We start from the raw sequence: 25,766 nt of genomic DNA, 5'->3' as shown, positions 1-25,766 counted from the left end.
AAACACCGTTTCAGTTTCCCCCGCAGTAACAGGCAAAACGAATTCATGCGACTCGAAAAATTCATATCTCAGCAACTGGAAGTCAGCCGTGCTATCGCTGGACGCGAAATCCGCGCCAAAAAAGTCACCATTAACGGCGAAGTCGTGCGCGATGCGGCATACAAAGTGCTGCCGGACGATGAAGTTGAATACGATGGCAATCCGCTGGTGGTGCAGCAAGGCCCGCGCTATTTCATGCTGAACAAGCCGCAAGGTTATGTCTGCTCGACCGACGATCCCGATCATCCAACCGTGCTGTTCTTCATTGAAGAGCCAGCAGCGTTCAAGCTGCACGCCGCTGGACGTCTGGATATCGATACCACCGGTTTGGTGCTGTTGACCGATGATGGTCAGTGGTCGCACCGCATTACTTCGCCGAAGCACCACCTCGAAAAAACCTATTTGGTGGAAGTGGAAGAGCCGATTGATCCATCGCTGGTGGAGAAATTCGCCGCTGGCGTGCAGCTGCACAATGAAAAAGATCTCACTAAACCGGCGCAGCTGGAAATTCTGGATGAGAAAGCCGCGCGCTTGACCATCAGTGAAGGACGCTACCATCAGGTTAAGCGTATGTTTGCCGCGATGGGCAACCACGTTGCTGCGCTGCACCGCGAACGTATTGGTGACATTGAACTGGATGAGGATCTCGGTGAAGGTGAATACCGTGAACTGACTCAGCAAGAGATCGACAGCATCGGATTACCTGAAGAACTTAAAAAACGCAAATAGCGGGAGAAAGCGGTGCGCAAGGAAAAGAATTCGCCGGTTGGTTTAGTGGTCATCCTCGGTTTACTGGCGATGTTGATGCCGCTTTCCATCGATATGTACTTGCCTGCCATGCCACAAATCGCGCGGGAATTTGCGGTTTCGGCAGGTAGCGTGCAGATGACGCTCAACCTCTACATCCTCGGCTTTGCCATTGGTCAGTTAGTGTATGGCCCGTTGGCGGATAGCTACGGTCGTAAACCGGTGATTGTGTTAGGCACGCTGATTTTTGCCTGTGCCGCCGCCGCTTGCGCACTGTCTCAAACCATCGATCAGTTGATCATCATGCGCTTCCTGCATGGACTATCGGCCGCTGCCGCTAGCGTGGTGATCAATGCCTTGATGCGCGATACCTACTCGAAAGAGGACTTCTCGCGCATGATGTCGTTTGTCATGCTGGTGACGACTATCGCGCCGCTGCTGGCCCCGATCATTGGCGGCTGGTTGTTGCTGTTGTGGAACTGGCATGCGATTTTCTGGACGTTGGCAGGTGCCGCGTTGATCACCACGGTTTTGGTGGTGACGCAAATCCGTGAAACATTGAAGCCGGAGCAGCGGCAACGTTTCCATTTACGTACCACGATCAGCAATTTCGTGACTTTATTTCGCCACAAGCGCGCCTTTAGTTACATGCTGGCAAGCGGCTTCTCCTTCGCCGGGTTGTTTACTTTCCTTAATGCTGGCCCGTTTGTGTACATCGAAATTAACCATGTCTCGCCGCAGAACTTCGGTTACTACTTTGGCTTGAACGTGGTGTTCCTGTTTGTGATGACCTTGATTAACAGCCGCGCAGTGCGTCGTTTTGGCCCGCTGAAAATGTTCCGTATCGGATTGGTGATTCAATTCGCGATGGGGATTTGGTTATTAGTCTCCAGCGCGCTGGATCTGGGTTTCCTGTCATTGGTGTTTGGCGTAGCAATGTTTATCGGCTGCGTATCGACAGTTTCGTCGAATGCGATGGCGGTAATTCTCGATGAATTCCCTCATATGGCGGGGACCGCATCTTCCCTGGCAGGCACGCTGCGTTTTGGCGTCGGGGCATTGGTCGGGGCGTTGATGTCATTAGTGAGCATTAACAGTGCCTGGCCGATGGTCGCGACCATTGCATTGTGTGCCACCATCTCGGTGGTGTTGTTTAGCTACGCTTCACGTCCGCGCCACGCTGTTTAATTCAGGGAGGTCGTCAAAAATGACGACCCTACGTGCATGAAATTCCACGTTTTTCCGTAGGGTCGCCATTTATGGTGACCACCATTCTTTTCGTCCCCACGCTTAAAATTCGCGAATCTCCATTCATTCGTTATGCTTAATGTTTCCATAATGTGAAATTTTATGGATAAAAAAGTAACCGAATTGCACCTAAAATGATTGTTAACTGCCGCCGAACACGGTAAACATAGGCCTAAATGCGAGAAGCCTCGCAAATAATAATTTTGTATCACGCTTTATATTGAAAACGAGAAGGCAAACCTTGACGTCCGTATTCTTAGCTGACCGGGTTGGGATTCACCACGTTATGCCGTCGTTGTGAATGAAATTACGTCTCTGGGGGGCCGTATAACTATGCTGCAACTTTCTGTTGTGCATCGCTTGCCACAACACTATCGCTGGTCGGTGGATCATGTGGGTGAAATTGAACGTCTGGAAAGCGCCAATGGCGTTCATGCTGAGGATTTAGTGGTGTTACGCCTGATTAGCCACGATGGTCATCTGGCGTTGGAGATTCTGCACCAGCTACAGGACACGCTGGCGCAGATTCAAGTGGAATGCAAAATTGCGGAGTGTGAAGGGCAACCGTGTTTGTTGATTCAACGCGAAGATGAAAGCGCCACTAATTGTTGCCTGAAAAATCAAGGCGTCGCGATCGCCGAGACCTTCGATGGTCACTGAGTCAAATCTTTTCCCTGTGCGGAAGCCAGCAGTTGACGCGTGTAGTCGGCTGTTGGTGCGTTAAACAACTTATCGCAGTCACCTTGCTCCACCACTTCTCCCTGGCGCAACACAATCAGCTGATGGCATAACGCGCGTACCACCTGCAAATCATGGCTGATAAACAAATAGGCTAACTGATGTTGTTGCTGTAAACGTCGCAACAAGGTCAGGATTTGCTTCTGCACCGAGCGGTCCAGCGATGACGTTGGCTCGTCTAACACAATCAACTGCGGTTCAAGAATTAACGCACGGGCAATCGCAATGCGCTGGCGCTGGCCGCCGGAAAATTCAGCCGGATAACGCGAACGGCTCTCGACATCCAATCCCACTTCCTGCATGACCGCAATCACTTTAGCTTCCTGCTCGGCAGCGCTCAGTTCTGGCCGATGTACCGCTAATCCTTCGGCAATCACCTGATGTACCGTCATACGTGGATTAAGTGAAGAATTGGGATCCTGGAACACCACCTGAATGCGTTGGCGCAGCGGCAGTAGCTGCTTTGGCGATAATTGGTGCAAAGGTTGATCGTCAAACCAGATTTCACCGCGCGCGGCAATCAAGCGCAACAACGCCAGACCTGTAGTGCTTTTACCTGAACCCGATTCGCCGACTAATCCGAGGCTTTCACCACGACGCAAGGTGAAACTGAGATCGTTTAGCGCCATCTTTTCCGCCACGGTACGTCTGAGTATTCCACGACGGATGGGGAATGCCACCTGCAAGTTTTTTACCAGCAATAGCGGTTTGTCATCCAGCAACGGCACGGGGTTGCCATCCGGTTCAGCGGCGAGCAGCTCACGGGTATACGCCTGCTGCGGTTGGCTAAACAGTAAATCGCAGCGGTTATGTTCCACGCCGCGACCATTGCGCATTACCGTTACGCTGTGCGCCAGTTGACGCACAATATTCAGGTTGTGGGTGATGAACAGCATGCCCATATTCAGCTCGCGTTGCAGTTCGCGCAGCAGTTGCAGAATTTGCGCCTGAACGGTGACGTCGAGCGCGGTGGTCGGTTCATCGGCAATCAACAGTTTCGGTTGAGTCAGCAACGCCATAGCGATCATTACACGTTGACGCTCACCGCCAGAAAGCTGATGCGGGAAATCCTGTAATCGCGATGCAGCATTGCGTATGCCAACCCGATCAAGACAGCTGAGCATTTCGCCGCGCGCGGCTTCACGTCGCATACCGCAATGCACCGATAAAACCTCATACAGCTGTTTTTCCACCGTATGTAGCGGATTGAGCGATACCATCGGCTCCTGGAAAATCATCGCCATTTGGTTGCCGCGCAGTCCACGCATCTCACGTTCGCTGGCCTGCAAAATATCCTGCCCGTTAAACAGGATTTCACCTTGCGGATAATTGACTGGCGGCTGTGGCAACAAGCGCATGATCGACAACGCGGTAACGCTTTTGCCGGAACCGGATTCACCCACCAATGCCAAGGTTTCACCCGCATCGATGTTCAATGAAATATCTTCCACCACGCGGCGATCCTGAAAGGCCACCGCCAGATGATTTACCGTTAACAGGCTCATTAGCGTCCTCGGCTCGGGTCAAAGGCATCGCGTACTGCTTCGCCGATAAAGATCAGTAACGACAGCAGCAGGGTGAGCGAGAAGAAGCCCGCCAATCCCAGCCAGGGTGCCTGTAAATTATTTTTTCCCTGCAACAGCAATTCACCGAGCGACGGCGATCCCACCGGCAAGCCAAAGCCGAGGAAATCCAGCGAAGTCAACGTAGTAATCGAACCGCAGAGAATAAACGGCAGAAAAGTCAGCGTGGCGACCATGGCATTTGGCAACATATGGCGCAGCATAATGCGGCTGTCGCTGACACCAAGCGCCCGCGCGGCTCGGATATAATCGTAATTACGCGTACGCAGGAATTCGGCGCGCACCACGCTGACCAAACTCATCCAGCCAAACACCACCGTGAGCAGCAGCAGCCACCAGAAACCGGGTTGAATCACACTCGAAAGCAGAATCAGCATGAACAGCGTCGGCATGCCGGACCACACTTCAATCAGGCGTTGGCCGACCAAATCGATCAACCCACCAAAATAGCCTTGCAGCGCGCCGACCACGATACCAATCACGCTGGAGAACAGCGTCAGCAAGATACCAAACAGCAGCGAAATGCGCGTGCCGTACAGCAAACGTGCGAGCACGTCGCCGCCATTGGCGTCAGTGCCAAGCCAGTTTTGCGCGGAAGGGGGTGAAGGGAAGGGCACATCGGTGGCGAAATTGATGGTGCTGTCACTAAAACGAATCGGTGCCCAAATCGCCCAGCCTTGCTGATCGATGCGCTGTTTTAACCACGGATCCTGATAATCCGCTGGCGTAGAGAAATCGCCGCCGAAATCACTTTCGCTGTAGTTGAAAAGCAGCGGCATGTACCAGCGTTGTTGGTAATGCACCAGCAACGGTTTGTCATTGGCCAGCAACTCTGCACCCAGCGACAGGACAAAAATCAGCAGGAAAATCCACAGCGACCAATAGCCGCGACGATTGTGGCGAAAGCGCTGCCAGCGCTGCTGGTTAATTGGAGATAACCGCATCAGCGTCCCTCAAAATCAATGCGTGGATCGACCAAGGTGTAGGTCAAATCGCTGAGAATGTTCATCAGTAGGCCGATCAAGGTGAAGATATACAGCGTGCCAAACATCACCGGATAGTCGCGTTGAATGGTGGCGTCGTAGCCGAGCAGGCCCAATCCATTTAACGAGAACATCACTTCAATCAGCACTGAGCTGGTGAAAAACATACTGATAAAGGTGGCGGGAAAACCGGCTATCACCAACAGCATGGCGTTACGGAAAACGTGTCCATACAACACGCGTTTTTCATCCAGCCCTTTGGCGCGCGCGGTGACGACATATTGTTTACGCACCTCATCGAGAAACGAGTTTTTGGTCAACATGGTTAGCGTGGCAAAACCGCCAATCACCGTTGCCAGCACCGGTAGCGTGATGTGCCACAGGTAATCGGAGATCTTGCTGTACCACGGCAGCGTATCGAATTGCGGTGATGTCAGGCCGCGCAGCGGGAACCAGTCGAAATAGCTGCCGCCAGAGAACAACACAATCAGCATGATACCGAACAGAAACGCTGGTACCGAGTTACCGATGACGATGACCATGCTGCTCCAGAAATCGAAAGTGCTGCCATTGCGCACCGCTTTTTTGATGCCGAGCGGAATCGACACTAAATAGATGATCAGCGTGCTCCACAATCCGAGGCTAATCGAAACCGGCAAACTCTCTTTGATCAGTTGCAACACCGATGCACTGCGGAACAGGCTGTCGCCAAAATCGAAGCGAATGTAGTTCCACAGCATTTCTCCATAACGTTGCAATAGCGGTTTATCGAAGCCATAGCGATGCTTAATTTCCGCAATCACTTCAGGATCGAGACCCCGCGCGCCGCGATATTGGCTGTCGCCGGGATTGTCTCGCTGCAAAGCACCGCGTGCGCCAACGTCAGCGCCGCCAGAGCCAGGAAGTCCGGTGCTGTGACCAAATTGCACATTGGCTAAGGCCTGATCCACCGGGCCGCCTGGTGCAATCTGCACAATGAAAAAGTTTAAGGTGATGATTGCCCACAGCGTGGGAATAATCAGCAGCAGTCGGCGGAGAAAATAAGCGGGCAAACGGCACTCCTCAACGACGATCGGCCGGTAAACGCGCGGCCTTATTCACGTCGTACCACCAGTTATCCAGACCAGTAGCAAACGCGGGTTTAATCTCAGGATGGGAAAACTTATCCCAGTACGCCATACGATCTTCAGCGCTGTACCACATCGGGATCATATAGGCATTCCACAGCAGAATACGGTCTAATGCCTGACCCAGCGGCAGGAGGGCTTTTTCATCACCTTGATGTTCGACGATCTGCTGCACAAAGTGATCGACAATCGGATCTTTCACCCGCGGCGTGTTCCACGATGAAGTAATAAATTCAGACTGCCAAATGGTGCGTAAGCTGGTAGAAGGCCACGGCATCGCGTAATAGAGTGACGGAATCATGTCGTAATCACCTTCACGCAAGCGCCGCAAATATTGCGAGCTGTCAATTTGCCGCAGTGAGACCTGAATGCCGAGTCGTTCAAGGCTGTGCTGGAATGGCAGCGCCCAGTCATTTTGCGTGCCGCTGCGCATTAACAGTTCGAAACGGAACGGTTGACCAGTTTTAACATTCACCAATTGCTGATTTTTAATTTCCCAACCCGCCGCTTTCAGCAGGTTCATGGCTTTCAGCAAATTGGCGCGATCAAAACCACTGCCGTCGGATCGCGGCGGAGCATATTCATTGTTGAACACTTCCGCTGGAAGTTGCGCCTTATACGGTGCCAGTAAAATCAGTTGTTCGGCTTTGGGATAGCCTTGCGCGGCGTAAGCGGTATTTTGGAAATAGCTGTTAGTTCGCTTGTAAGCCCCGTAAAACAGCGCTTTGTTCATCCACTCAAAATCAAACGCCAGCGTGATGGCTTCGCGTACGCGGCGGTCGGCAAACAACGGTTTTTCATTGTTAAAGGCCAGCCATTGGGTGTTGGTCGAGACGGTATTAGGGATGGTTGATTTCACAATCGCGTGGTTATCAAAGTTACGGCCGCGATATTGCGTCGCCCATTTTTTGGCCGAACTTTCCTGGCGCAGATCGAAAGCGCCCGCCTTAAAGGCTTCGAACGCCACGTTGTCATCAAGATAATAGTCGTAGCGCAGGGTATCGAAATTAAAACGCCCACGATTGACCGGCAAATTGGCGGCCCAATAATCCTTCACCCGGCTGTACTGAATAAACTGGCCAGGTTTATACGAGGTCACACGGTAAGGCCCGCTGGAGAGCGGCGGATAACCAATCGGCTCGTTAAACTTTTTGTTTTGCCAGAATTTCTCCGGCAGCACCGGCAGCGTCAGCCAGCCCATAATCAAATCTTTATCCGACTTCGGCACATCAATGCGTACGGTGAGGCGGTTCAGCGCGGTCACTTTGACGCCGCGATAGGCAACGCGAAATTGTGGAACGCCTTCGGTCATGAATTTCTGAAAAGTAAACGCGGCATCCTGCGCGGTGATGGGCGTGCCGTCCTGAAACTGCGCATGCGGATTGATGGCGACTTCCATCCAGTGATAATCGCTGGGATAACGCGCCGATTCGGCAATCAGCGGATAATAGCTACCGGGTTCATCATCAGAGTTGGTAAATAGACTGTCGTACAGCGTATCGGTGCCAAGACCGGGATTGCCGCGCGAAGCATAGCGATTGAAGTTGTCATAGGTGCCGACCACCGACAGGGTAATCTTGCCGCCTTTGGGCGCGGCGGGATTTGCGTAATCATAATGATTGAAATTGACCGCGTATTTCGGTTCGCCCAACTGAGCAAAGGCGTAGCTTTCGTTGATGGTTTCGGCCTGAAGCGGCGTAATGGCGCTACAGAGCAACAACGCTGTGACAAGACGCAGCAGCATAAGTGGGGCGATCTCCTGTGGTGTTCCGCACTTTATGGTAGCAGTTTCATGGGGTTCGCGTGATGTTAACTCAGGATACGTTGACGTTGGAAAAAACTGGCGAGTTTTTCCGGACGCAATGGACGGCTGAACAGATAACCTTGCAAATGCGTGACGCCACGATTCACCAACCACGCGGCCTGATCGCCGGTTTCAACCCCTTCGGCTACGGTTTTCAGATTGAGCTTCTTCGCCAGCAGCAATACCGCATCCAATACCGGTGAAGTGACGGTTTCGGTGCCAATGCTTTGCACAAATCCACGATCAATTTTCAAATAATCGAACGGATATTTTTCCAGATAGATCAGTGCGCTGTGGCCGGTACCAAAGTCATCGATGGCAATTTTGAAGTTGTGTTCATGCAGCCACGCGAAAATTTCTCCGGCATTCTTTTCGCCCACCATCGTCCGCTCGGTGATTTCAAACACGTAGTTGAAATGGTCGGCGGGCATAGCGTTAATCCACGTTTGCACATCATGACGGAAACCTTCAGAGGCCAGATGCAGCGGTGAAAGGTTGAGGCTCATCTGTGTGCCGCGCGGCAGTTGCTGGCAGAGGAACTGCGCGTCACGCGCCACTAAAGTGAACAGATGCTGCGTCAGCGGAATGATCAGGTTCTGCGCTTCGGCGTAGCTAATGAACGCATCCGGCGGGATCATGCCTTCAATCGGATGTGTCCAGCGCAACAACGCTTCAACGCCATACGGCTGACCATCATGCGCGGTAACCAGCGGTTGATACTCAACGTGAAACTGGCCGCGTTTCATCCCCTGCATGATCTCTTTGCCCGGGCGCTGATGGCGCGTTAGCAAAAGCCAGCTTGCGGCGGTGACCAATAATGAGAACAGCAAACCGGTCAACAACGCGAGCGAGTAATCGCGCGGCGCTAAGGTGCTGCCAAACAACATAAAATGCAGCGCGCTATTCTTGAAAGCTATTTCATGCAGCGGCAATGGCAAATCACTGACCTTCACCACTTTGTTGGTGCCGCTCAGCAGCGCTTTGTTGCCGATCACTAACGCCAATCCGGTGATTTCAGGATGATAAGAAGCCAGCAGCTGATAAGGCGTCAGATTAATGTTCATGGTGGCGAGAATGCCGGTTTCTTTGGTTCCCGGGCTTTTCATCCATAACGCCAGCGCCGGTTTGGTTGGCAGCAGCGGCGTACCTTCCATCAAGCGAATATCGCGATCGCGTTCCAGTTCTGATTCAGGAGAAATATCGTTCGCAGGTAGCAGAAACGCGCCGGTGGCGGAGGAACAATAGGCATTGCCGTCGCGCACCAGCAAAATGGCGCGGATATTACCCGCGAAGGCGGCGCGTGAGGTCAACTCGCGGCTGACATTGTTACAAGTTAATTGGGTGTATTGCTGCAGTGGATAAAGTGTATCCACTAAGGTTGTGATGACTTGTTGTAAATCGTCGCGGCTATTAGCCAGTAGCTGTTCGTGTTGCTGTATGCGTTTTTGCCAGGTCAGCGTTAAGAGAACGGTGACAAAAAGCAGAAAAAATACAGCGCCGATGATCGCGCTACTCCAGGCGATGCGGCGTGAATAGCTTGCATGACGTTTCAGCGTCCCCGACAGTGGCATGGAGTTCATTCCCCTTGTCTTGCCATTTTTTATTATGTTTATCGTTTTTGGTGACGACCCATTTTTGGGGCTGACGACAAGCGTTATAACGCTGTCTATAGCACGTGTTTTGGGTATCAGGAAGTCAACGAGAATATAACGAGAGCGCGAACAAAGTCTCGTTATATTTTTGATTCTCAATTACTTTTTATCATTCGAATTTGAGTTAAAAACCGACGGGCGAAAAAAAACGCTGCCGTGGCAGCGTTTTCTTATTCTCTGGCTGAGAGGATCTTCAAAGCAATACGTTAGCTTGGGTTTTTAGCTAAAACCCGACGCGCTTCGCGGTAACGATTTTTCCAATAACTGTCGTTCAAATTGGAAATCATTACGCCACTGCTGGTGGACGCGTGAACAAAATTATCGTTGCCGAGATAGATGCCAACATGTCGACCGGTAGAACCGGCGCGGAACAACACTAAGTCACCGGCGCGCAATTTGTTGCGTGAAATCTCTTTGCCTGTGTCTTGCTGTTCTGACGTTGAACGTGGCAAATCTAAACCGAACTGCTCGCGAAAGGTGCGCTGAACAAAAGCAGAACAATCAATGCCGCGTTTGGTGTCGCCGCCTAAGCGATAACGCACACCTTTCCAGTCACTGTACTGTTCCATGATGCGGGACTTAACGTCCACGTTCTGCACCATTTGTTCAAATTCGTCCTGAGACGCTTGAAGTAAAAAACCATTCTGGTTGTTAACTTCATGATTCTCGTTATTCGCGTTCTGACCGTTATGGGTACTGCTACATGCCGATAAGAGTGTTGCTAATGCTACTGCGGGAAGGATCCGCCTGAGGTATCTCAGTATTGGTTGAGACTTGACCATTGTACGTGTGTTCCTTTGAGTTCCTTACGACATAATGTCGTCAGCCAGATGACAAAACGGGTTGAGATTAATAAGTACAGCCGGTTAAGACAAATCCTTAATTACTAAAATGTGTTAATGAACACATTTTTGTCGCATTAAGCACCGCATTTTATGCTGTTGCTTACTAATCGGATTTGAGGTTAACCGATTACAGACCGCGTGGCGAGTGCTTTTATATAAATTTTTATAGGTTTTTTCGATGTGAAATCAATCTGTAACACAATGGCTAGTTTATCAACAATTGGCAGCGATTTAATAGCCAAATAGCGGTGCAATCAGGGGGTAATTCTGGCGCTAAGGCCGATTTTAAGAGGGTTCGGGCTGGACAGCTTCGGAAAAAGGCTATTGTTACGCGTTTTGCATCATAATGTTTTCTTTTATCAGAAAAACATTAGCCTGCTAATAATCTATTTGAGGTTCCAATAAGCGCGAGCGATCAACTTTAACTATTCAGATCACTCGCGCTTAACAATTACCGGCGCGGCTTATGTTTGCCTGGCAACGCGCAATTTAGCCAATTAACCAGTTTGTCACTGAATGGCGTTAATAAGCACCAACTCAATCCCACCAGAATCACCGACATTGAACCGACGGCAATATCAGTAAACCAATGTGCGCCGGCCATTACGCGTGGCAGAGCAAACACCACGGCAATTAATGCGCCCATAAGGAACGCGCGAAAGCCGAAATAACGCCACATAAAGCAGGCGAAAATAATCAGCATCATGCCGTGATCGCCAGGGAAACTATCTTTGGAAGCATCTTTAGCCGGAATGCCGGTTAATTCACTGACGCGATGCACATTGTCAAAGAACAGCGTCGGGCTGGAGTGTTGCACCGGCAGTAAATGGCCAAGCTGATTCAGCACCACCGCGCTTAACAGCATGGTGATACCAATCGCGATCATGCGGCGGCGGCCTTGTGGCGTTTCGCGACGCCAGAACCACAAATACAGCAAGCCCATGGCCAGCAGCGAAATCGCATCAAAGCCACGGAAGTTGGTGATCGCCACCAACATGGCGAACGCGTGATGATCAACCATTTGATCGTTGAAGCTATAGAAGATGGTTTTATCGATACCAAACCAGAAGCCGTGATCGGGTGGCAGGTACCAGGAAAGAAATAGCATTACTCCCAGCGCATTAAGCAGCAGGATGGTGATGATTCGACAGGTGCGCATAAAAAAGTGACTCAAAGTGAAAACAACGTGGCAACCTAACGCATCTAATTTAAACGAATCTTCAACAAGGCGGCCTGTAAAAGGTTCCAGTCTGCAGGCTGATAATGGATCAATTCGATGCGGCTATCCGGCGGTGTAGTGGGGCGCGTTTCGATAAACAGGTCTTCACCCTGACGGTTAATGTTAACTAAACCATCGGGAGTTCTCAGCACGCCTTTCACCCGATCTACCGGCGCAAGCCTTGCCCACTCTAGCGCTTTGATGGTGTCGAATACCGTTTCGCCATCAAAAATCCAGCCACAAGAGGCGTGTCCCTGACCTTCATTTAGCGCACGACGCCAGCGCGCCTGGCCGTCCAATTTGAGCGCCGCCAATCCTTGCGGACGTGATGAATGGTGATGATGCGCCGCATCGGGAACCGCACGATCCGCCAAGGCCGGCTGTTTGAGGAGTTCGGGATCGATGTTGCCCCAAGCCGCTTCGACTAATTGGCGATCGCCCAAAAACTGCTGCTGCCACACTTGCAGGCGTTGACGATCTTCATCACTCCAGCGATCGCTTTTGTTGGCAATCACAATATCTGCCGCCACTAACTGATCGCGGAAGTTTTCATTTTCTACTACGCGTTGTTCAGCCAACTGGCGCGGATCGAGCAAGGTTAACGTTGCATCAACGACGATCCACGGTTGGTACACCGCAGCGCGCAGCATATTCAGCAGTTGTTTGGGATGTCCAAGGCCGGCGGGTTCGATGATCAGACGATCGGGTTTCGCCTGCTTCAGCAGCATGTTGAGACCCACTTGCAGCGGCAAGCCGTTAACGCAGCACATGCAGCCACCGGGAATCTCTTTCAGCGTGGCACCGCGATCGGCCAGTAATGCGCCGTCGATGCCAATCTCGCCAAATTCATTGACCAGAATCGCCCAATTTTCGTCGGCGGGCTTGTTGGCTAAGAGATGCAACAGAGTGGTGGTTTTTCCGCTGCCGAGAAATCCGGTAATGAGGTTTACGCGCGTCACAAAAGGGCTCCCAGAAAAGAGGATAAATCACGCGCGGGAGGTGACATCCGGCGCGCATGGCGTTGTTATACTATAACAACCACCAGCGCCCGGACGGAAGTCTGTTGTTAGTCAGCGCGGCTCATGTAGCGGCGTTCAGCAATATGAATGCGGATGCGATCGCCATTGCTGAGATATTCTGGCACCTGAATGTACAACCCAGTGCTCATGCCCGCAGGTTTGCTGCGTGCGCTGGCGGATGCGCCTTTGATGCCCGGCGAGGTATCAACAATTTCCATATCGACAGTTTGTGGCAGCTCAAGCGCCAGCACTTGTCCATCCATAGTCAGTACCTGAATGCCCGGAATGCCGCCTTCAGGAATAAAAAGCAGTTCTTCTTCAATCTGATCTTTTTTGAAGTTGTACGGCGTGTAATCTTCGTCGTCCATAAACACATATTCATCACCATCTATATAAGAGAAAGTGACTGCGCGACGGCTAAGGGAAATGGCATCAATAATATCGTCACCCTTGAAGCGCTCTTCCACTTTCAACCCGGTGCGCACGTCGGTAAAACGCATCTTGTAAAGCGTGGCGGCACCGCGTGCGCTGGGGCTTTGCACGTCAATGTCTTTTACCAGCAACAGTTTTCCGTTCCAGGTGACGGCCATTCCTTTTTTGATTTCATTTGCCTTTGGCATAGTGGCGTTACTCGCTAAGAGAAGGATAATGCGCGTCACGTTACTCGCGCGGTGAAAAACAGGCAAGTGAGGCGAGGTAAAATTGTCGCCGATGCATGGTATTCGCTGCCTCAGGCTGTTATTGTCGCGGCGAATTCTCTCAGGAGCGCATGATGTTTTGTCGCGACCAATGCGGAGCTTGCTGCACCGCGCCCTCAATCTCGTCCCCGATCCCTGGCATGCCGCACGGCAAGCCGGCCAACACCCGCTGCGTGCAACTCGACGACCAGCAACGCTGCAAAATTTTTGGTTCTCCGCTGCGTCCGGCAGTATGCGCAGGATTACAACCAAGCAAGGAAATGTGCGGTGACAGCCGCGCTAGTGCCATGACTTTTCTACTAAAACTCGAAGCAGATACTGCGCCATAATCGTAATGCTTACGCGTTGCTGAAAAATTTGGCTTAATGCCGCATTTCGTTACAGCAAAAGCATCAGCTTCCCGCCGGTAAAAATCCTAAATCCAACATGAAGTGTGCGGAACGTCAAAAATCTGCTACTCCGATCGCGCAATTTCTTGCCTGCTGAAGCTGGCTGTACCATATTCCCTGAAACGTTTCAGCGTTGTCATTCCGGCTAACCCCATGGTGCACCGCTTATTTTTTCGACCTTTAGCTGAAACGATTCAATACAGCAAGCGAGGAGAGATATGTTCCAGCTCGAAGTTCAGGCCATTCATACCGGTGCAAATGCACAGAATAAAGAAGAGGCCATTCGTCAGGTTGCTGCCGCGTTAACCGCTGCGGGCAATGTGGCAGAAGGCTACGTTAACGGCATGCTGGCACGCGAACAGCAAACCACCACCTTCCTGGGTAACGGTATTGCCATTCCACACGGCACCACCGACACCCGCGATCTGGTGCTGAAAACCGGTGTGCAGGTTTACCAGTTCCCGCAGGGCGTGGATTGGGGCGACGGACAAACGGCGTATGTGGCAATCGGTATTGCCGCTAAATCTGATGAACACCTCGCGCTGCTGCGTCAACTTACCCACGTATTGAGTGACGACAGCATTGCTGAACAGCTAAAAACCGCGTCGGCAGAAGAGCTACGTGCGCTGCTGATGGGCGAAAATCAGGCGGCGGAATTCAAATTCGACACCTCGCTGATTACGGTTGATGTCGCCGCCAGCGATTTAATCACCTTACAAGCACTGAACGCCGGACGTCTGCAAGCGGCTGGCGCGGTGGATGCGTCATTTGTGGCGGATGTGATTTCGCGCGCGCCATTGAGCCTCGGCCAGGGCATCTGGTTGAGCGACAGCACCAGCGGCAACCTCGGCAGCGCGGTAGCGGTAAGCCGTGCGGCTACGCCATTCGTACATCAAGGCGAAAATGTTGCGCTGCTGCTGACCGTCGCGGCCAACGATCAACGTCCGCTGGAAGTGCTGGGTTATCTAAGCAACTTGCTGCTGAACAACAAAGCTGAACGTCTGCTGAAAGCGGATGCCGCCGGTATTCTGGCGCTGCTGACCAGCGAAGTCGATGAAGCAGCTGAACAGTTGACCGCCGAATTCACCATTCGCAACGAACACGGCTTGCATGCGCGTCCGGGCACCGCATTGGTCAGCGTAATCAAACAATTCAACAGCGATATCACCGTCACCAACCTGGATGGCAGCGGCAAGCCAGCGAATGGTCGCAGCCTGATGAAAGTGGTGGCGCTCGGTGTGAAAAAAGGCCATCGCCTGCGCTTTACCGCCAGCGGTGATGACGCACAGCAAGCGCTGAATGCGATTGAAGAAGCCATCAATGCCGGTTTAGGCGAGGGGGCAGCATGAGTCGTCGCGTCGCAACCATCACCTTGAATCCTGCCTACGATTTGGTGGGTTACACGCCAGAAATCGAGCGTGGCGAAGTGAACCTGGTGAAAACCACCGGCCTGCACGCGGCGGGTAAAGGCATCAACGTTGCTAAAGTGCTGAAGGATCTCGGCATTGATGTCACTGTCGGCGGTTTCCTCGGTAAGGAGAATCAGGACGGTTTCCAGCAACTGTTCAGCGAACTGGGCATTGCCAACCGTTTCCAGGTGGTGCAGGGCCGTACGCGTATCAACGTAAAGCTGACAGAAAAAGACGGTGATGTTACTGACCTGAATTTCTCCGGCTTTGAGGTCACTGGGCAGGATTGGGATCGTTTTACCGCGGATTCACTGACCTGGCTTGGCCAATTCGACATGGTGTGCGTCAGCGGCAGCTTGCCAGCAGGCGTCGCACCAGAAGCGTTCACCAAATGGATGAGCGATCTGCGTGCCCTTTGCCCATGCATCATCTTCGACAGCAGCCGTGAAGCGTTGGTGGCGGGCTTGAAAGCCGCGCCGTGGTTGGTCAAACCCAATCGCCGCGAACTGGAGATTTGGGCCGGTCGCAAACTGCCCGATCTGCAAGACGTGATTGGTGCCGCGCACGAACTACGCGAGCAGGGCATCGCCCACGTGGTGATTTCTCTCGGCGCGGAAGGTGCGCTGTGGGTGAATGCCTCTGGCGAATGGATCGCCAAACCGCCAGCCTGTGAAGTGGTCAGCACCGTCGGTGCCGGCGACTCGATGGTCGGTGGCTTGATTTACGGTTTGCTGATGCGTGAATCCAGCGAACACACGCTGCGTCTGGCGACGGCAGTGGCGGCAATGGCCGTCAGCCAAAGCAATGTTGGCGTTAAAGATCGTACCCAGTTGGCCGCAATGATGGCGCGCGTCGACTTACAACCCGTTAACTAACAGCAGGAGAGCGATAATGAAAACGCTGCTGATAAAAGATTCTTCACTGGGACTGGCATCAGGTCATCTGGCGCTGGAACGCTTACGTGCAGCCGCAGCGCAAGCTGGTCTGACGTTAACTGAAAATGCTGCCGACGCTGAACTGGTGCTGGTGGCGGGCGAGCATGTGCCGAATGACGCGCAGCTAGCCGGTAAATCTGTCGCGCTGGTCGATGTGCAGCAAGTGCTGCGCGATCCGCTGGCGGCGATTAACCACGCCAAAGCGAACGCCAAAACCTGGCAAGCTGCGGCTGCAACGGCGGCTGCGCCAGTCGCTGCGGCAAGTTCTGCGCAGAAACGTATTGTTGCGGTCACCGCGTGCCCAACCGGTGTAGCGCATACCTTTATGGCCGCCGAAGCCATTCAGGCCGAAGCCACTAAACGTGGTTGGTGGGTGAAAGTTGAAACGCGCGGCTCTGTCGGCGCGGGCAACGCTATCACGCCAGAAGAAGTGGCTGCGGCCGATCTGGTGATCGTGGCGGCGGATATCGATGTGGATCTGGCGAAGTTTGCTGGTAAGCCGATGTATCGCACCTCAACCAGCCTGGCGCTGAAGAAAACCGCGCAGGAATTGGATAAAGCGCAGGTTGAAGCGAAAACCTATCAGCCAAGCGGCAGTCAAACCGCCAACGCGCAGAGCGACAGCAAAGAGAAAGCCGGTGCTTACCGTCACTTGTTGACCGGCGTGTCGTACATGCTGCCGATGGTGGTGGCGGGCGGTCTGAGTATCGCATTGTCATTCGCTTTTGGTATTACCGCATTTAAAGAGCAGGGCACCTTAGCCGCTGCGCTGATGCAAATCGGTGGCGGCAGCGCCTTTGCCTTGATGGTTCCGGTATTGGCTGGCTTCATTGCCTTCTCGATTGCTGACCGTCCGGGTCTGACGCCAGGTTTGATTGGCGGTATGATCGCTACCAGCATTAACGCCGGTTTCCTTGGCGGTATCATCGCCGGTTTCATTGCCGGTTACGCCGCGAAATTCCTCAGCAGCAAAGTGAAGCTGCCGCAGAGTATGGAAGCGCTGAAGCCGATTCTGATCATTCCGCTAGTTGCGAGTTTGATTACCGGTTTGCTGATGATCTACGTGGTCGGTAAACCTGTTGCGGGCATCATGAGCGGCTTGACGCATTGGCTGGCGAACATGGGTACTGCGAATGCAGTTCTGCTGGGTGCGATCCTCGGCGGCATGATGTGTACCGACATGGGCGGCCCGGTGAACAAAGTGGCCTACGCATTCGGTGTTGGCTTGCTGAGTTCGCAAACCTACGCGCCGATGGCGGCGATTATGGCGGCCGGTATGGTGCCACCGCTGGCGATGGGACTAGCAACCATCGTGGCGCGTCGTAAGTTCAACAAAGGTCAGCAAGAAGGCGGCAAAGCAGCACTGGTTCTCGGCTTGTGCTTCATCTCCGAAGGTGCGATTCCGTTTGCCGCACGTGACCCAATGCGTGTACTGCCATGCTGCATCATCGGCGGCGCGGTAACCGGCGCCATTTCCATGGCGATTGGCGCAAAACTGATGGCACCGCACGGCGGTCTGTTTGTACTGCTGATTCCTGGCGCAATCACGCCGGTGCTGGGATATCTGATGGCGATTGTGATTGGTACTGCGGTTGCGGGCCTCGGCTACGCGATTCTGAAACGTCCGGAAGAAGAGCTGGCGAAAGCGGCGTAATCTTCTACAGACGTGAAAAAGGGAGCCTCGGCTCCCTTTTTTTATTCGATGGTGATTAACCCTGCTGTTCCGACTTCAACCACGCAATCTCGTCTTTCCAGATATCCGGGTTAATGGTTTCCAGAATCATCGGAATGCCGTCAAAACGTTTATCCTTCATCAGCCAGCTAAAGGCGGTTTTGCCGATGTTGCCTTCACCCAAACTGTGGTGACGATCGACGCGGCTGCCCAGGGTGCTTTTAGCATCATTCAAATGCATCCCACGCAGATACTGGAAACCGACGATACGCTCAAAATCGCTGAACGTTTCCGCGCAGGCTTCTTCGGTACGCAAATCGTAGCCGCCGGCAAAGGCGTGGCAAGTATCAATACACACGCCGACGCGCGACTTATCTTCCACGTGCTCAATAATGGTGGCGAGATGTTCGAAGCGAAAACCGAGGTTGCTGCCTTGACCGGCAGTATTTTCAATCACCGCCACCACGCTGCTGGTTTTATCCAGCGCGATGTTAATCGATTCGGCGATACGTTTCAGGCACGCGTCTTCTTCTATTTGTTTGAGGTGGCTGCCGGGATGGAAATTCAGCAAGGTTAAACCCAACTGCTCGGCGCGCTGCATCTCATCCAGGAAGGCTTCGCGCGATTTTTCCAGCGCATCCATCACCGGATGACCCAAATTAATAAGATAGCTGTCGTGCGGCAGGATCTGCGCGGAAGTGAAGTTGTAGCGATCGCAGGCGGTTTTAAAGGCATCGATAACCTCGCCAGACAGCGGTGCAGCTTTCCACTGGCGCTGATTTTTGGTGAACAGCGCAAAGGCTGTGGCTTCGAGTTCGTGGGCACGGATCACTGCCTGGTCCACGCCGCCTGATGCACTGACGTGTGCGCCGATATATTTCATGCCGCTCTCCTGGTTTGGGCGATTGCTGGTGCAAGGCGCTCACTATAGCGGATGCGATTACGCCATAAAAGGCTCAGCCGCCCGCAGCGACATGAACGCGCACTCAACTGGCTTAAAAGTGAAAGAGATAATATATTTATAATCAACCAGAATAAACGATAGGTAAAACGCATGCACATTACGCTGCGACAGATTGAAGTGTTTACCGAAGTGCTGAAAAGTGGCTCAACCACCCAGGCTTCGCAGGTGCTGGCGTTGTCGCAATCGGCGGTAAGTGCGGCGTTAGCCGATTTGGAAAATCAACTCGGCGTGCAGTTGTTTGATCGCGTAGGTAAACGTTTAGTTGTGAATGAGCACGGTCGCTTGTTGTATCCACGCGCGGTGGGCTTGCTGGAGCAGGCGGGCGAAATTGAGCAGTTGTTTAGTGAAGATAACGGCGCGATTCGTCTGTTTGCCAGCAGCACCATCGGCAACTATTTATTGCCGGGAATGATTGCCGCCTATCGCCGTGATTTTCCCACGCTGCCGCTCGAGCTCAGCGTCGGCAATAGTCAGGATGCAATCAATGCGGTGGCGGATTTTCGCGTCGATATCGGTTTGATTGAAGGCCCGTGCCACGAATTAGACATTATCAGTGAGCCATGGCTGGAAGATGAGTTAGTTGTGTTTGCGGCGCCGGACGCGGCCATCCTGCAACAGCCGATCACCCTTGAAACGCTGGCTGCCGCACCGTGGATCTTGCGCGAGCGCGGTTCAGGTACGCGGGAAATTGTCGATTACCTCTTGCTGTCGCATCTGCCGCAGTTTCAGCTCGGTATGGAGTTGGGCAACTCTGAAGCGATCAAACACGCGGTGCGGCACGGCATGGGCATCAGCTGTTTGTCGCGCCGGGTAATTGAGGATTTACTCGAGGCGGGGACACTGGTCGAAGTGGCGGTTCCGTTGCCACGCCTGACGCGCACGCTGTATCGCATCCATCATCGTCAGAAACATGTATCCAAAGCGTTGAGCCGTTTCTTGTCGTATTGCCGCGAATAATCTGGGTTGCGATTGCGCTGTGGCTAATAATTCTGAGCCGATCATGAAGGTAACTAATAACCCGACGTGAATGCTATACAGCTGGGGGTTAGCTGCTACAATCTCGCCTCATTTTTATCCAGCATAGCGTTTACACATGCATAATGACTCAAAAACAATACAACAACCTGGATTGCGCCGTGAATTAAAAGCGCGTCATCTCACCATGATCGCCATTGGCGGTTCAATCGGTACCGGCCTGTTTGTCGCCTCGGGTGCTACCATTTCTCAAGCCGGTCCCGGCGGCGCGTTACTCTCTTATGCGCTGATTGGCCTGATGGTTTATTTCCTGATGACCAGCCTGGGCGAACTCGCCGCATTTATGCCGGTCTCCGGCTCCTTCGCCACTTACGGCGCCAAATATGTAGAAGAGGGTTTCGGCTTCGCGCTGGGCTGGAACTATTGGTACAACTGGGCGGTGACTATCGCCGTTGACCTCGTCGCCTCGCAATTAGTGATGAACTACTGGTTCCCGGACACGCCCGGCTGGATCTGGAGCGCGCTGTTCCTTGGCCTGATGTTCTTGCTGAACTACATCTCAGTAAAAGGTTTCGGTGAAGCGGAATACTGGTTCTCACTGATCAAAGTCACCACGGTGATCATCTTTATCGTGGTCGGCGTCTTGATGATTACCGGCATCATGCGCGGCGCGGAAAGCGCTGGCTGGCATAACTGGACGGTCGGCGATGCGCCATTTGCCGGTGGTTTTGCGGCAATGATTGGTGTGGCGATGATCGTCGGCTTCTCGTTCCAGGGAACCGAACTGATCGGTATCGCCGCTGGTGAATCTCAGGATCCGGGCAAGAATATCCCGCGCGCAGTGCGTCAGGTTTTCTGGCGCATCCTGCTGTTCTATATCTTCGCGATTCTGATTATCAGCCTGATCCTGCCGTACACCGATCCGAAGCTGTTGCATAACGATGTAACCGATATCGCCATCAGCCCGTTCACGCTGGTGTTCCAGAATGCCGGTTTGCTGTCGGCGGCGGCGGTGATGAATGCAGTTATCCTGACGGCGGTACTGTCAGCGGGTAACTCCGGCATGTACGCTTCCACGCGTATGCTGTTCAACCTGGCGCGTGAAGGCAAAGCGCCGCGCATCTTCGGCAAATTGTCGAAGGGTGGCGTACCACGCAATGCGCTGGTAGCAACCACCGTCGTCGCGGGTTTGTGCTTCCTCAGTTCGAAATTTGGTAATCAGGAAGTCTATTTGTGGCTGCTGAATACCTCGGGTATGACCGGCTTTATCGCCTGGTTGGGCATCGCGATCAGCCATTATCGTTTCCGTCGTGGTTATATGAAGCAGGGCCACGATCTTGCCGATTTGCCTTACCGTTCAGGTTTCTTCCCGCTGGGACCGATTTTCGCCTTTGTGCTGTGCCTGATCATCACGCTGGGACAGAACTACCAAGCCTTCCTTGCCGATCGCATTGATTGGTATGGCGTAGCGGCAACCTATATTGGTATTCCGCTGTTCCTGATTATTTGGTTGGGTTACAAGCTGGCGCGCGGCTCACGCTTCGTGAAATACAGCGAGATGGAATTCCCCAAGTTTAAGGAATAATCCATTGCTAGCGGTCACCCTAAATGGTGACCCTACAAAAAGAATAAGGCGCACAAAACAGTGCGCCTTTTTTAATGGCTGTAACACAGATTGGATTGATAATTATTATCACCTGCACTATTGTGGCTGCCGTTATGATTTCGACAAGCAATGGGTAGAACAATGCGTATCACGGACGCCACGCTGGTGGCGGAAAACGGCCTCGAAACCGAGACCATGACACGTTATCGTCAAGTACTGCGTCAGCGACTGATGTTGATTGGCGTGCTGGTGCTGGCGATCTTAGCGTCGGTCATTCTGGATTTCACTCTCGGCCCGGCTGGGCTCTCCCTCGACACTTTGTGGCAAACGCTGACGCATCCCGATGCAGTTGATGCGGGCACGCGCGTGATTGTCTGGGATATCCGTTTACCTTACGCATTGATGGCGGTGGTGGTGGGCTTCTCGCTGGGGCTTGCCGGCGCAGAGATGCAAACCATCCTGAATAACCCGCTTGCCAGCCCGTTCACGCTGGGCGTTTCCTCTGCGGCCGCCTTTGGCGCGGCATTGGCGATCATCCTTGGCATCGGCATTCCTGGCGTACCCGATCAGTGGTTTATCTCCGCCAATGCCTTTGTGTTTGCGCTGTTTGCCGCATTAATGCTGGATGGCGTCACGCGTTGGACCAAAGTCTCAACTTCAGGCGTGGTGCTGTTTGGTATCGCGCTGGTGTTTACCTTCAACGCGCTGGTCTCGATGATGCAGTTCATCGCCAGCGAAGATACGCTGCAAGGCCTGGTGTTCTGGACCATGGGCAGCCTGGCGCGCGCTTCGTGGGAAAAGCTCGGCGTATTAAGCGCGGCGTTTGCCATCCTGGTTCCGTTCTCGATGCTCAGCAGTTGGAAACTGACCGCGTTGCGCCTTGGCGAAGATCGTGCGGTGAGTTTTGGCATCGACGTACGTCGTTTGCGTCTGGCCACGCTGCTGCGCATCAGTATTCTTTCGGCGTTGGCGGTGGCATTCGTTGGCCCGATTGGCTTTATCGGTCTGGTCGCACCGCATATCGCGCGCATGATGTTTGGTGAAGATCACCGCTATTATTTGCCAGCCAGTGCACTGGTCGGCGCGCTGGTGCTGTCGTTGGCATCTGTCGCCTCGAAAAACCTGATTCCCGGCGTGATCATTCCGGTCGGCATCGTGACATCGCTGGTTGGCGTGCCGTTCTTCCTCAGCATCATTCTGCGTCATCGGGGGACTGTGTGATGGACAAGGGATTACGTCTTAGCCATTTCTACGCTGGATATCCGAAGCGCAAAGTCATTGAAGATCTCAACGTGCCGGAACTGCCGCGCGGCAAAATCACCGTGCTGCTCGGGCCGAACGGCTGCGGCAAATCAACGCTATTACGTGCGCTGGCGGGCTTGAGCAAAGGGCAGGGCGAACTGTGGCTAAATGGCGAAGAGTTAATGAGCCAGCCGTTTGCTCGTCGGGCCCAGCGCGTGGTCTATTTGCCACAAAGTTTGCCTGCGGGCGTGCATCTGCATGTGCTGGAATCGATCATTGTGGCGCAGCGTGCGTCCGGTGGCTTGCATAGCGCGTCGAGCGAAGCGGAGATCATGCATCTGCTGGAGCAACTCGGTATTGCGCATCTTGCCATGCGTTATCTCGATCAGCTTTCGGGTGGACAGAAACAATTGGTTGGGTTGGCGCAGTCGCTGATTCGTCGTCCAGAACTGCTGTTGCTCGATGAGCCGCTCAGTGCGCTGGATCTCAACTATCAATTCCACGTGATGGATTTGGTGCGCCGTGAAACTCGCCTGCGTAACATTGTGACGGTGGTGGTGGTGCACGACATCAACATCGCGCTGCGTCATGCCGATCATGCGTTGATGTTAAAAGACGGCAGTTTGCTGGCAGACGGTGAACCCTCGCAGGTGATTACCCCGGAAACGCTGGCGCAGGTGTATGGCGTGCGCGGCCGTATCGAGCATTGTTCACGCGGCATGCCGCAAGTGATGATCGATGGGCTGGCTGAAACGCTGATTTAGACAATTTGCACATATCCGTAGCGGCGCGATTTATCGCGCCGCTACGGATTGTGCGTGATGATGCTTTAACTCATCACACCAACAAATGCTTCGCGTGGAAACGCAGATGATCCTCAACGAAGCTGGCAATAAAGTAGTAGCTGTGGTCATAACCCGGCTGAATACGTAACTCCAGCGGGAAACCTTGCTCACGCGCTACCGTTTCCAATCGCTCGGGACGCAGCTGATCGGCAAGGAACTGATCGCTATCGCCTTGGTCGATCAAAATCGGCAATCGCTGCTCCACGTCTTGCATCAACAAGCAACTGTCCCATTCACGCCATGTCTGGCGATCTTCACCCAAGTAGGCGGCAAAGGCTTTCTGGCCCCACGGCACTTCTGTTGGATTGACGATTGGTGCAAACGCCGATGCCGAAGCAAAACGCCCGCCAAGACGCAGCGCCAATACCAGCGCGCCGTGTCCGCCCATTGAATGGCCCATCACCGATTGGCGATCGCTCAATTTAAAGTTATCCGCTACCAATGCCGGCAACTCGCTGCTGAGGTAATCGAACATGCGGAAATTCGCCGCCCAAGGTTGTTGTGTGGCATTGAGGTAAAAACCTGCGCCCTGACCGAGATCGTAGCCGCTGTCATTCGCCACCTCATCACCGCGCGGGCTGGTATCCGGCATAATCAGCACCAAACCCAACTCCGCGGCCACGCGCTGTGCGCCTGCTTTGGTGGTGAAGTTCTCATCATTGCAGGTTAAGCCCGCCAGAAACCACACCACCGGCGGCGGCGCATCGCTCTGCGGCGGCGGCAGAAAGATGCTAAAGGTCATTGGACAGTTCAGCACCGACGATTGATGGCGCCAGCGCTGCTGCCAGCCACCAAAAATACGATGCTCTTCTAACAGCTCCAAAGTGGATGCCATAACGTCTCCTGATTACTTGTTAAAGTGCACCACCGTACGAATCGATTTCCCTTCGTGCATCAGATCAAAGGCGTCATTAATCTCTTCCAGCGGCAGGTTGTGGGTGATGAAATCGTTCAGGGCGAATTTCCCGTCGAGATAATCCTGCACGATGCCCGGCAACTGCGAGCGACCTTTCACGCCACCAAACGCGGAACCACGCCATACGCGGCCGGTAACCAACTGGAATGGACGGGTAGAGATTTCCTGACCGGCACCGGCAACGCCGATAATCACCGATTCGCCCCAACCTTTGTGGCAGCACTCCAACGCTGAACGCATCACGTTGACGTTACCGATACATTCGAAGGAGAAATCGACGCCGCCATCGGTCAGTTCAACGATCACGTCCTGAATGGGCTTATCGTGATCTTTCGGGTTAATCAGATCGGTAGCACCCAATTTGCGCGCCAGATCGAACTTACTGGTATTCAGATCGATACCGATGATGCGTCCGGCTTTCGCCATTTTCGCGCCAATAATCGCTGACAAACCAATGCCGCCGAGGCCGAAGATCGCCACGGTGTCGCCTTCTTTCACTTTGGCGGTGTTCATCACCGCGCCCATGCCAGTGGTGACGCCGCAGCCCAGCAGGCATACTTCTTCCAGTGGCGCTTCTTTGCTGATCACCGCCAGTGAAATTTCCGGTACCACGGTGTACTCAGAGAAGGTCGAGGTGCCCATATAGTGGAAAATCGGCTTGCCGTCTTTGAAGAAGCGGGTAGTGCCGTCCGGCATCAAACCTTTGCCTTGGGTGGCGCGAATCGCCTGACACAAGTTGGTTTTGCCCGACAAACAGAATTTACATTTACCGCACTCTGGCGTGTAGAGTGGAATCACGTGATCGCCGACCGCCACGCTGGTGACGCCTTCGCCAACCGCTTCCACCACGCCGCCGCCTTCATGACCGAGGATTGCCGGGAACACGCCTTCCGGATCCTGCCCAGACAAGGTGTAAGCATCGGTGTGGCACACGCCAGTGGCGACGATACGTACCAACACTTCGCCTTTCTGCGGTGGCATCAAATCCACTTCTTCGATTTTCAGCGGTTCGCCAGCTGCCCAGGCAACGGCGGCGCGGGTTTTAATCATGTTCATGCAATCCCTCTTCCTGTAGATGCGGGCCAATGGCCCCGATGGTCGTGATATCGAT

At 53.4% G+C, this 25,766-nt stretch carries 23 protein-coding genes; 11 read left to right on the top strand and 12 right to left on the bottom strand.

The genetic code is table 11. The annotated features are described in order from the left end of the window. Window positions 1-45 precede the first annotated feature (45 nt). The 3 genes from rsuA to ACPUC7_RS03550 all read left to right on the top strand — a co-directional run bounded on the left by rsuA (window position 46) and on the right by ACPUC7_RS03550 (window position 2,694). Window positions 46-768, top strand: a complete 723-nt coding sequence (gene rsuA, locus ACPUC7_RS03560) for a 16S rRNA pseudouridine(516) synthase RsuA (protein WP_494921794.1) — start codon at window positions 46-48, stop codon at window positions 766-768. A 12-nt stretch (window positions 769-780) separates the two neighbouring features. After that, window positions 781-1,974 (top strand): Bcr/CflA family multidrug efflux MFS transporter, encoded by a 1,194-nt coding sequence (locus tag ACPUC7_RS03555; protein WP_494921793.1) that lies wholly within the window; start codon window positions 781-783, stop codon window positions 1,972-1,974. Between the two features lie 393 nt (window positions 1,975-2,367). Further along, entirely contained in the window at window positions 2,368-2,694 is a 327-nt protein-coding gene (locus ACPUC7_RS03550; RefSeq protein ID WP_494921792.1) for a YejG family protein, read from the top strand. Here the strand turns inward: ACPUC7_RS03550 and yejF are convergent. The 9 genes from yejF to yeiP form a co-directional block, all read right to left on the bottom strand. Beyond that, on the bottom strand, window positions 2,688-4,277 hold the full coding sequence (gene yejF / locus ACPUC7_RS03545) for a microcin C ABC transporter ATP-binding protein YejF (protein WP_494921791.1): 1,590 nt from the start codon (window positions 4,275-4,277) through the stop codon (window positions 2,688-2,690). The genes ACPUC7_RS03550 and yejF overlap by 7 nt on opposite strands. Beyond that, window positions 4,277-5,299 (bottom strand): ABC transporter permease, encoded by a 1,023-nt coding sequence (locus ACPUC7_RS03540; RefSeq protein ID WP_494921790.1) that lies wholly within the window; start codon window positions 5,297-5,299, stop codon window positions 4,277-4,279. The genes yejF and ACPUC7_RS03540 overlap by 1 nt, the downstream gene beginning before the upstream one ends. Next, on the bottom strand, window positions 5,299-6,390 hold the full coding sequence (locus ACPUC7_RS03535; RefSeq protein WP_494921789.1) for a microcin C ABC transporter permease YejB: 1,092 nt from the start codon (window positions 6,388-6,390) through the stop codon (window positions 5,299-5,301). Before ACPUC7_RS03535 ends, ACPUC7_RS03540 begins: the two co-directional genes overlap by 1 nt. A gap of 10 nt (window positions 6,391-6,400) precedes the next feature. Continuing rightward, entirely contained in the window at window positions 6,401-8,209 is a 1,809-nt protein-coding gene (locus tag ACPUC7_RS03530) for an extracellular solute-binding protein (RefSeq protein ID WP_494921788.1), read from the bottom strand. 65 nt (window positions 8,210-8,274) lie between these two features. After that, the gene (locus ACPUC7_RS03525; protein ID WP_494921787.1) at window positions 8,275-9,840 is read right to left on the bottom strand and encodes a cyclic di-GMP phosphodiesterase; all 1,566 of its coding nucleotides are present in this window, start codon (window positions 9,838-9,840) and stop codon (window positions 8,275-8,277) included. A gap of 287 nt (window positions 9,841-10,127) precedes the next feature. Further along, entirely contained in the window at window positions 10,128-10,703 is a 576-nt protein-coding gene (gene mepS, locus ACPUC7_RS03520; protein ID WP_343552876.1) for a bifunctional murein DD-endopeptidase/murein LD-carboxypeptidase, read from the bottom strand. Window positions 10,704-11,217: 514 nt separating this feature from the next. After that, the gene (locus tag ACPUC7_RS03515; RefSeq protein WP_494921786.1) at window positions 11,218-11,925 is read right to left on the bottom strand and encodes a phosphatase PAP2 family protein; all 708 of its coding nucleotides are present in this window, start codon (window positions 11,923-11,925) and stop codon (window positions 11,218-11,220) included. Window positions 11,926-11,969: 44 nt separating this feature from the next. Beyond that, window positions 11,970-12,944: a CobW family GTP-binding protein gene (locus tag ACPUC7_RS03510; RefSeq protein ID WP_494921785.1), complete on the bottom strand. Its 975-nt coding sequence runs from the start codon at window positions 12,942-12,944 to the stop codon at window positions 11,970-11,972. Between the two features lie 107 nt (window positions 12,945-13,051). After that, window positions 13,052-13,624 (bottom strand): elongation factor P-like protein YeiP, encoded by a 573-nt coding sequence (gene yeiP / locus ACPUC7_RS03505; protein WP_343552873.1) that lies wholly within the window; start codon window positions 13,622-13,624, stop codon window positions 13,052-13,054. Window positions 13,625-13,776: 152 nt separating this feature from the next. On the opposite strand from yeiP, the gene ACPUC7_RS03500 reads away from it, so the two are divergent. From ACPUC7_RS03500 to fruA, 4 genes are all read left to right on the top strand, one after another. Next, on the top strand, window positions 13,777-14,031 hold the full coding sequence (locus ACPUC7_RS03500; RefSeq protein ID WP_494921943.1) for a YkgJ family cysteine cluster protein: 255 nt from the start codon (window positions 13,777-13,779) through the stop codon (window positions 14,029-14,031). Between the two features lie 278 nt (window positions 14,032-14,309). Continuing rightward, window positions 14,310-15,440: a fused PTS fructose transporter subunit IIA/HPr protein gene (gene fruB / locus ACPUC7_RS03495; RefSeq protein WP_494921784.1), complete on the top strand. Its 1,131-nt coding sequence runs from the start codon at window positions 14,310-14,312 to the stop codon at window positions 15,438-15,440. Beyond that, window positions 15,437-16,375, top strand: coding sequence for a 1-phosphofructokinase (fruK, locus tag ACPUC7_RS03490; RefSeq protein WP_494921783.1), 939 nt, complete (start codon window positions 15,437-15,439; stop codon window positions 16,373-16,375). The genes fruB and fruK overlap by 4 nt, the downstream gene beginning before the upstream one ends. A gap of 16 nt (window positions 16,376-16,391) precedes the next feature. Beyond that, entirely contained in the window at window positions 16,392-18,089 is a 1,698-nt protein-coding gene (gene fruA, locus ACPUC7_RS03485) for a PTS fructose transporter subunit IIBC (protein ID WP_494921782.1), read from the top strand. Window positions 18,090-18,144: 55 nt separating this feature from the next. Here the strand turns inward: fruA and nfo are convergent, their stop codons facing one another. Beyond that, window positions 18,145-18,990, bottom strand: coding sequence for a deoxyribonuclease IV (gene nfo / locus ACPUC7_RS03480; protein WP_343552868.1), 846 nt, complete (start codon window positions 18,988-18,990; stop codon window positions 18,145-18,147). Window positions 18,991-19,161: 171 nt separating this feature from the next. On the opposite strand from nfo, the gene yieE reads away from it, so the two are divergent. The 4 genes from yieE (at window position 19,162) to ACPUC7_RS03460 (ending at window position 23,658) form a co-directional block, all read left to right on the top strand. Beyond that, a complete protein-coding gene (gene yieE / locus ACPUC7_RS03475) occupies window positions 19,162-20,028 on the top strand; it encodes a DNA-binding transcriptional regulator YeiE (protein ID WP_343552867.1) in 867 nt (288 codons plus the stop codon). A gap of 136 nt (window positions 20,029-20,164) precedes the next feature. Continuing rightward, entirely contained in the window at window positions 20,165-21,631 is a 1,467-nt protein-coding gene (locus ACPUC7_RS03470) for an amino acid permease (RefSeq protein ID WP_343552866.1), read from the top strand. A gap of 216 nt (window positions 21,632-21,847) precedes the next feature. Beyond that, complete coding sequence (locus ACPUC7_RS03465; protein WP_343552878.1) at window positions 21,848-22,873, top strand: FecCD family ABC transporter permease; 1,026 nt, start codon at window positions 21,848-21,850, stop codon at window positions 22,871-22,873. Beyond that, window positions 22,873-23,658: an ABC transporter ATP-binding protein gene (locus tag ACPUC7_RS03460; protein WP_494921781.1), complete on the top strand. Its 786-nt coding sequence runs from the start codon at window positions 22,873-22,875 to the stop codon at window positions 23,656-23,658. The genes ACPUC7_RS03465 and ACPUC7_RS03460 overlap by 1 nt, the downstream gene beginning before the upstream one ends. Window positions 23,659-23,731: 73 nt before the next feature. Here ACPUC7_RS03460 and fghA read toward each other — a convergent pair whose 3' ends face one another. Next, window positions 23,732-24,574 carry an S-formylglutathione hydrolase gene (fghA, locus tag ACPUC7_RS03455; protein WP_494921780.1) on the bottom strand — a complete coding sequence of 281 codons (843 nt, stop codon included), beginning with the start codon at window positions 24,572-24,574 and terminating at the stop codon, window positions 23,732-23,734. A gap of 12 nt (window positions 24,575-24,586) precedes the next feature. Then, on the bottom strand, window positions 24,587-25,711 hold the full coding sequence (locus ACPUC7_RS03450; RefSeq protein ID WP_343552863.1) for an S-(hydroxymethyl)glutathione dehydrogenase/class III alcohol dehydrogenase: 1,125 nt from the start codon (window positions 25,709-25,711) through the stop codon (window positions 24,587-24,589). Between the last annotated feature and the right edge of the window lie 55 nt (window positions 25,712-25,766).

This window comes from Pantoea sp. CFCC18179, assembly GCF_059412405.1.
The sequence above is the reverse complement of the archived record's forward strand: the minus strand, read 5'-3'. Positions and strand labels throughout refer to the sequence as shown.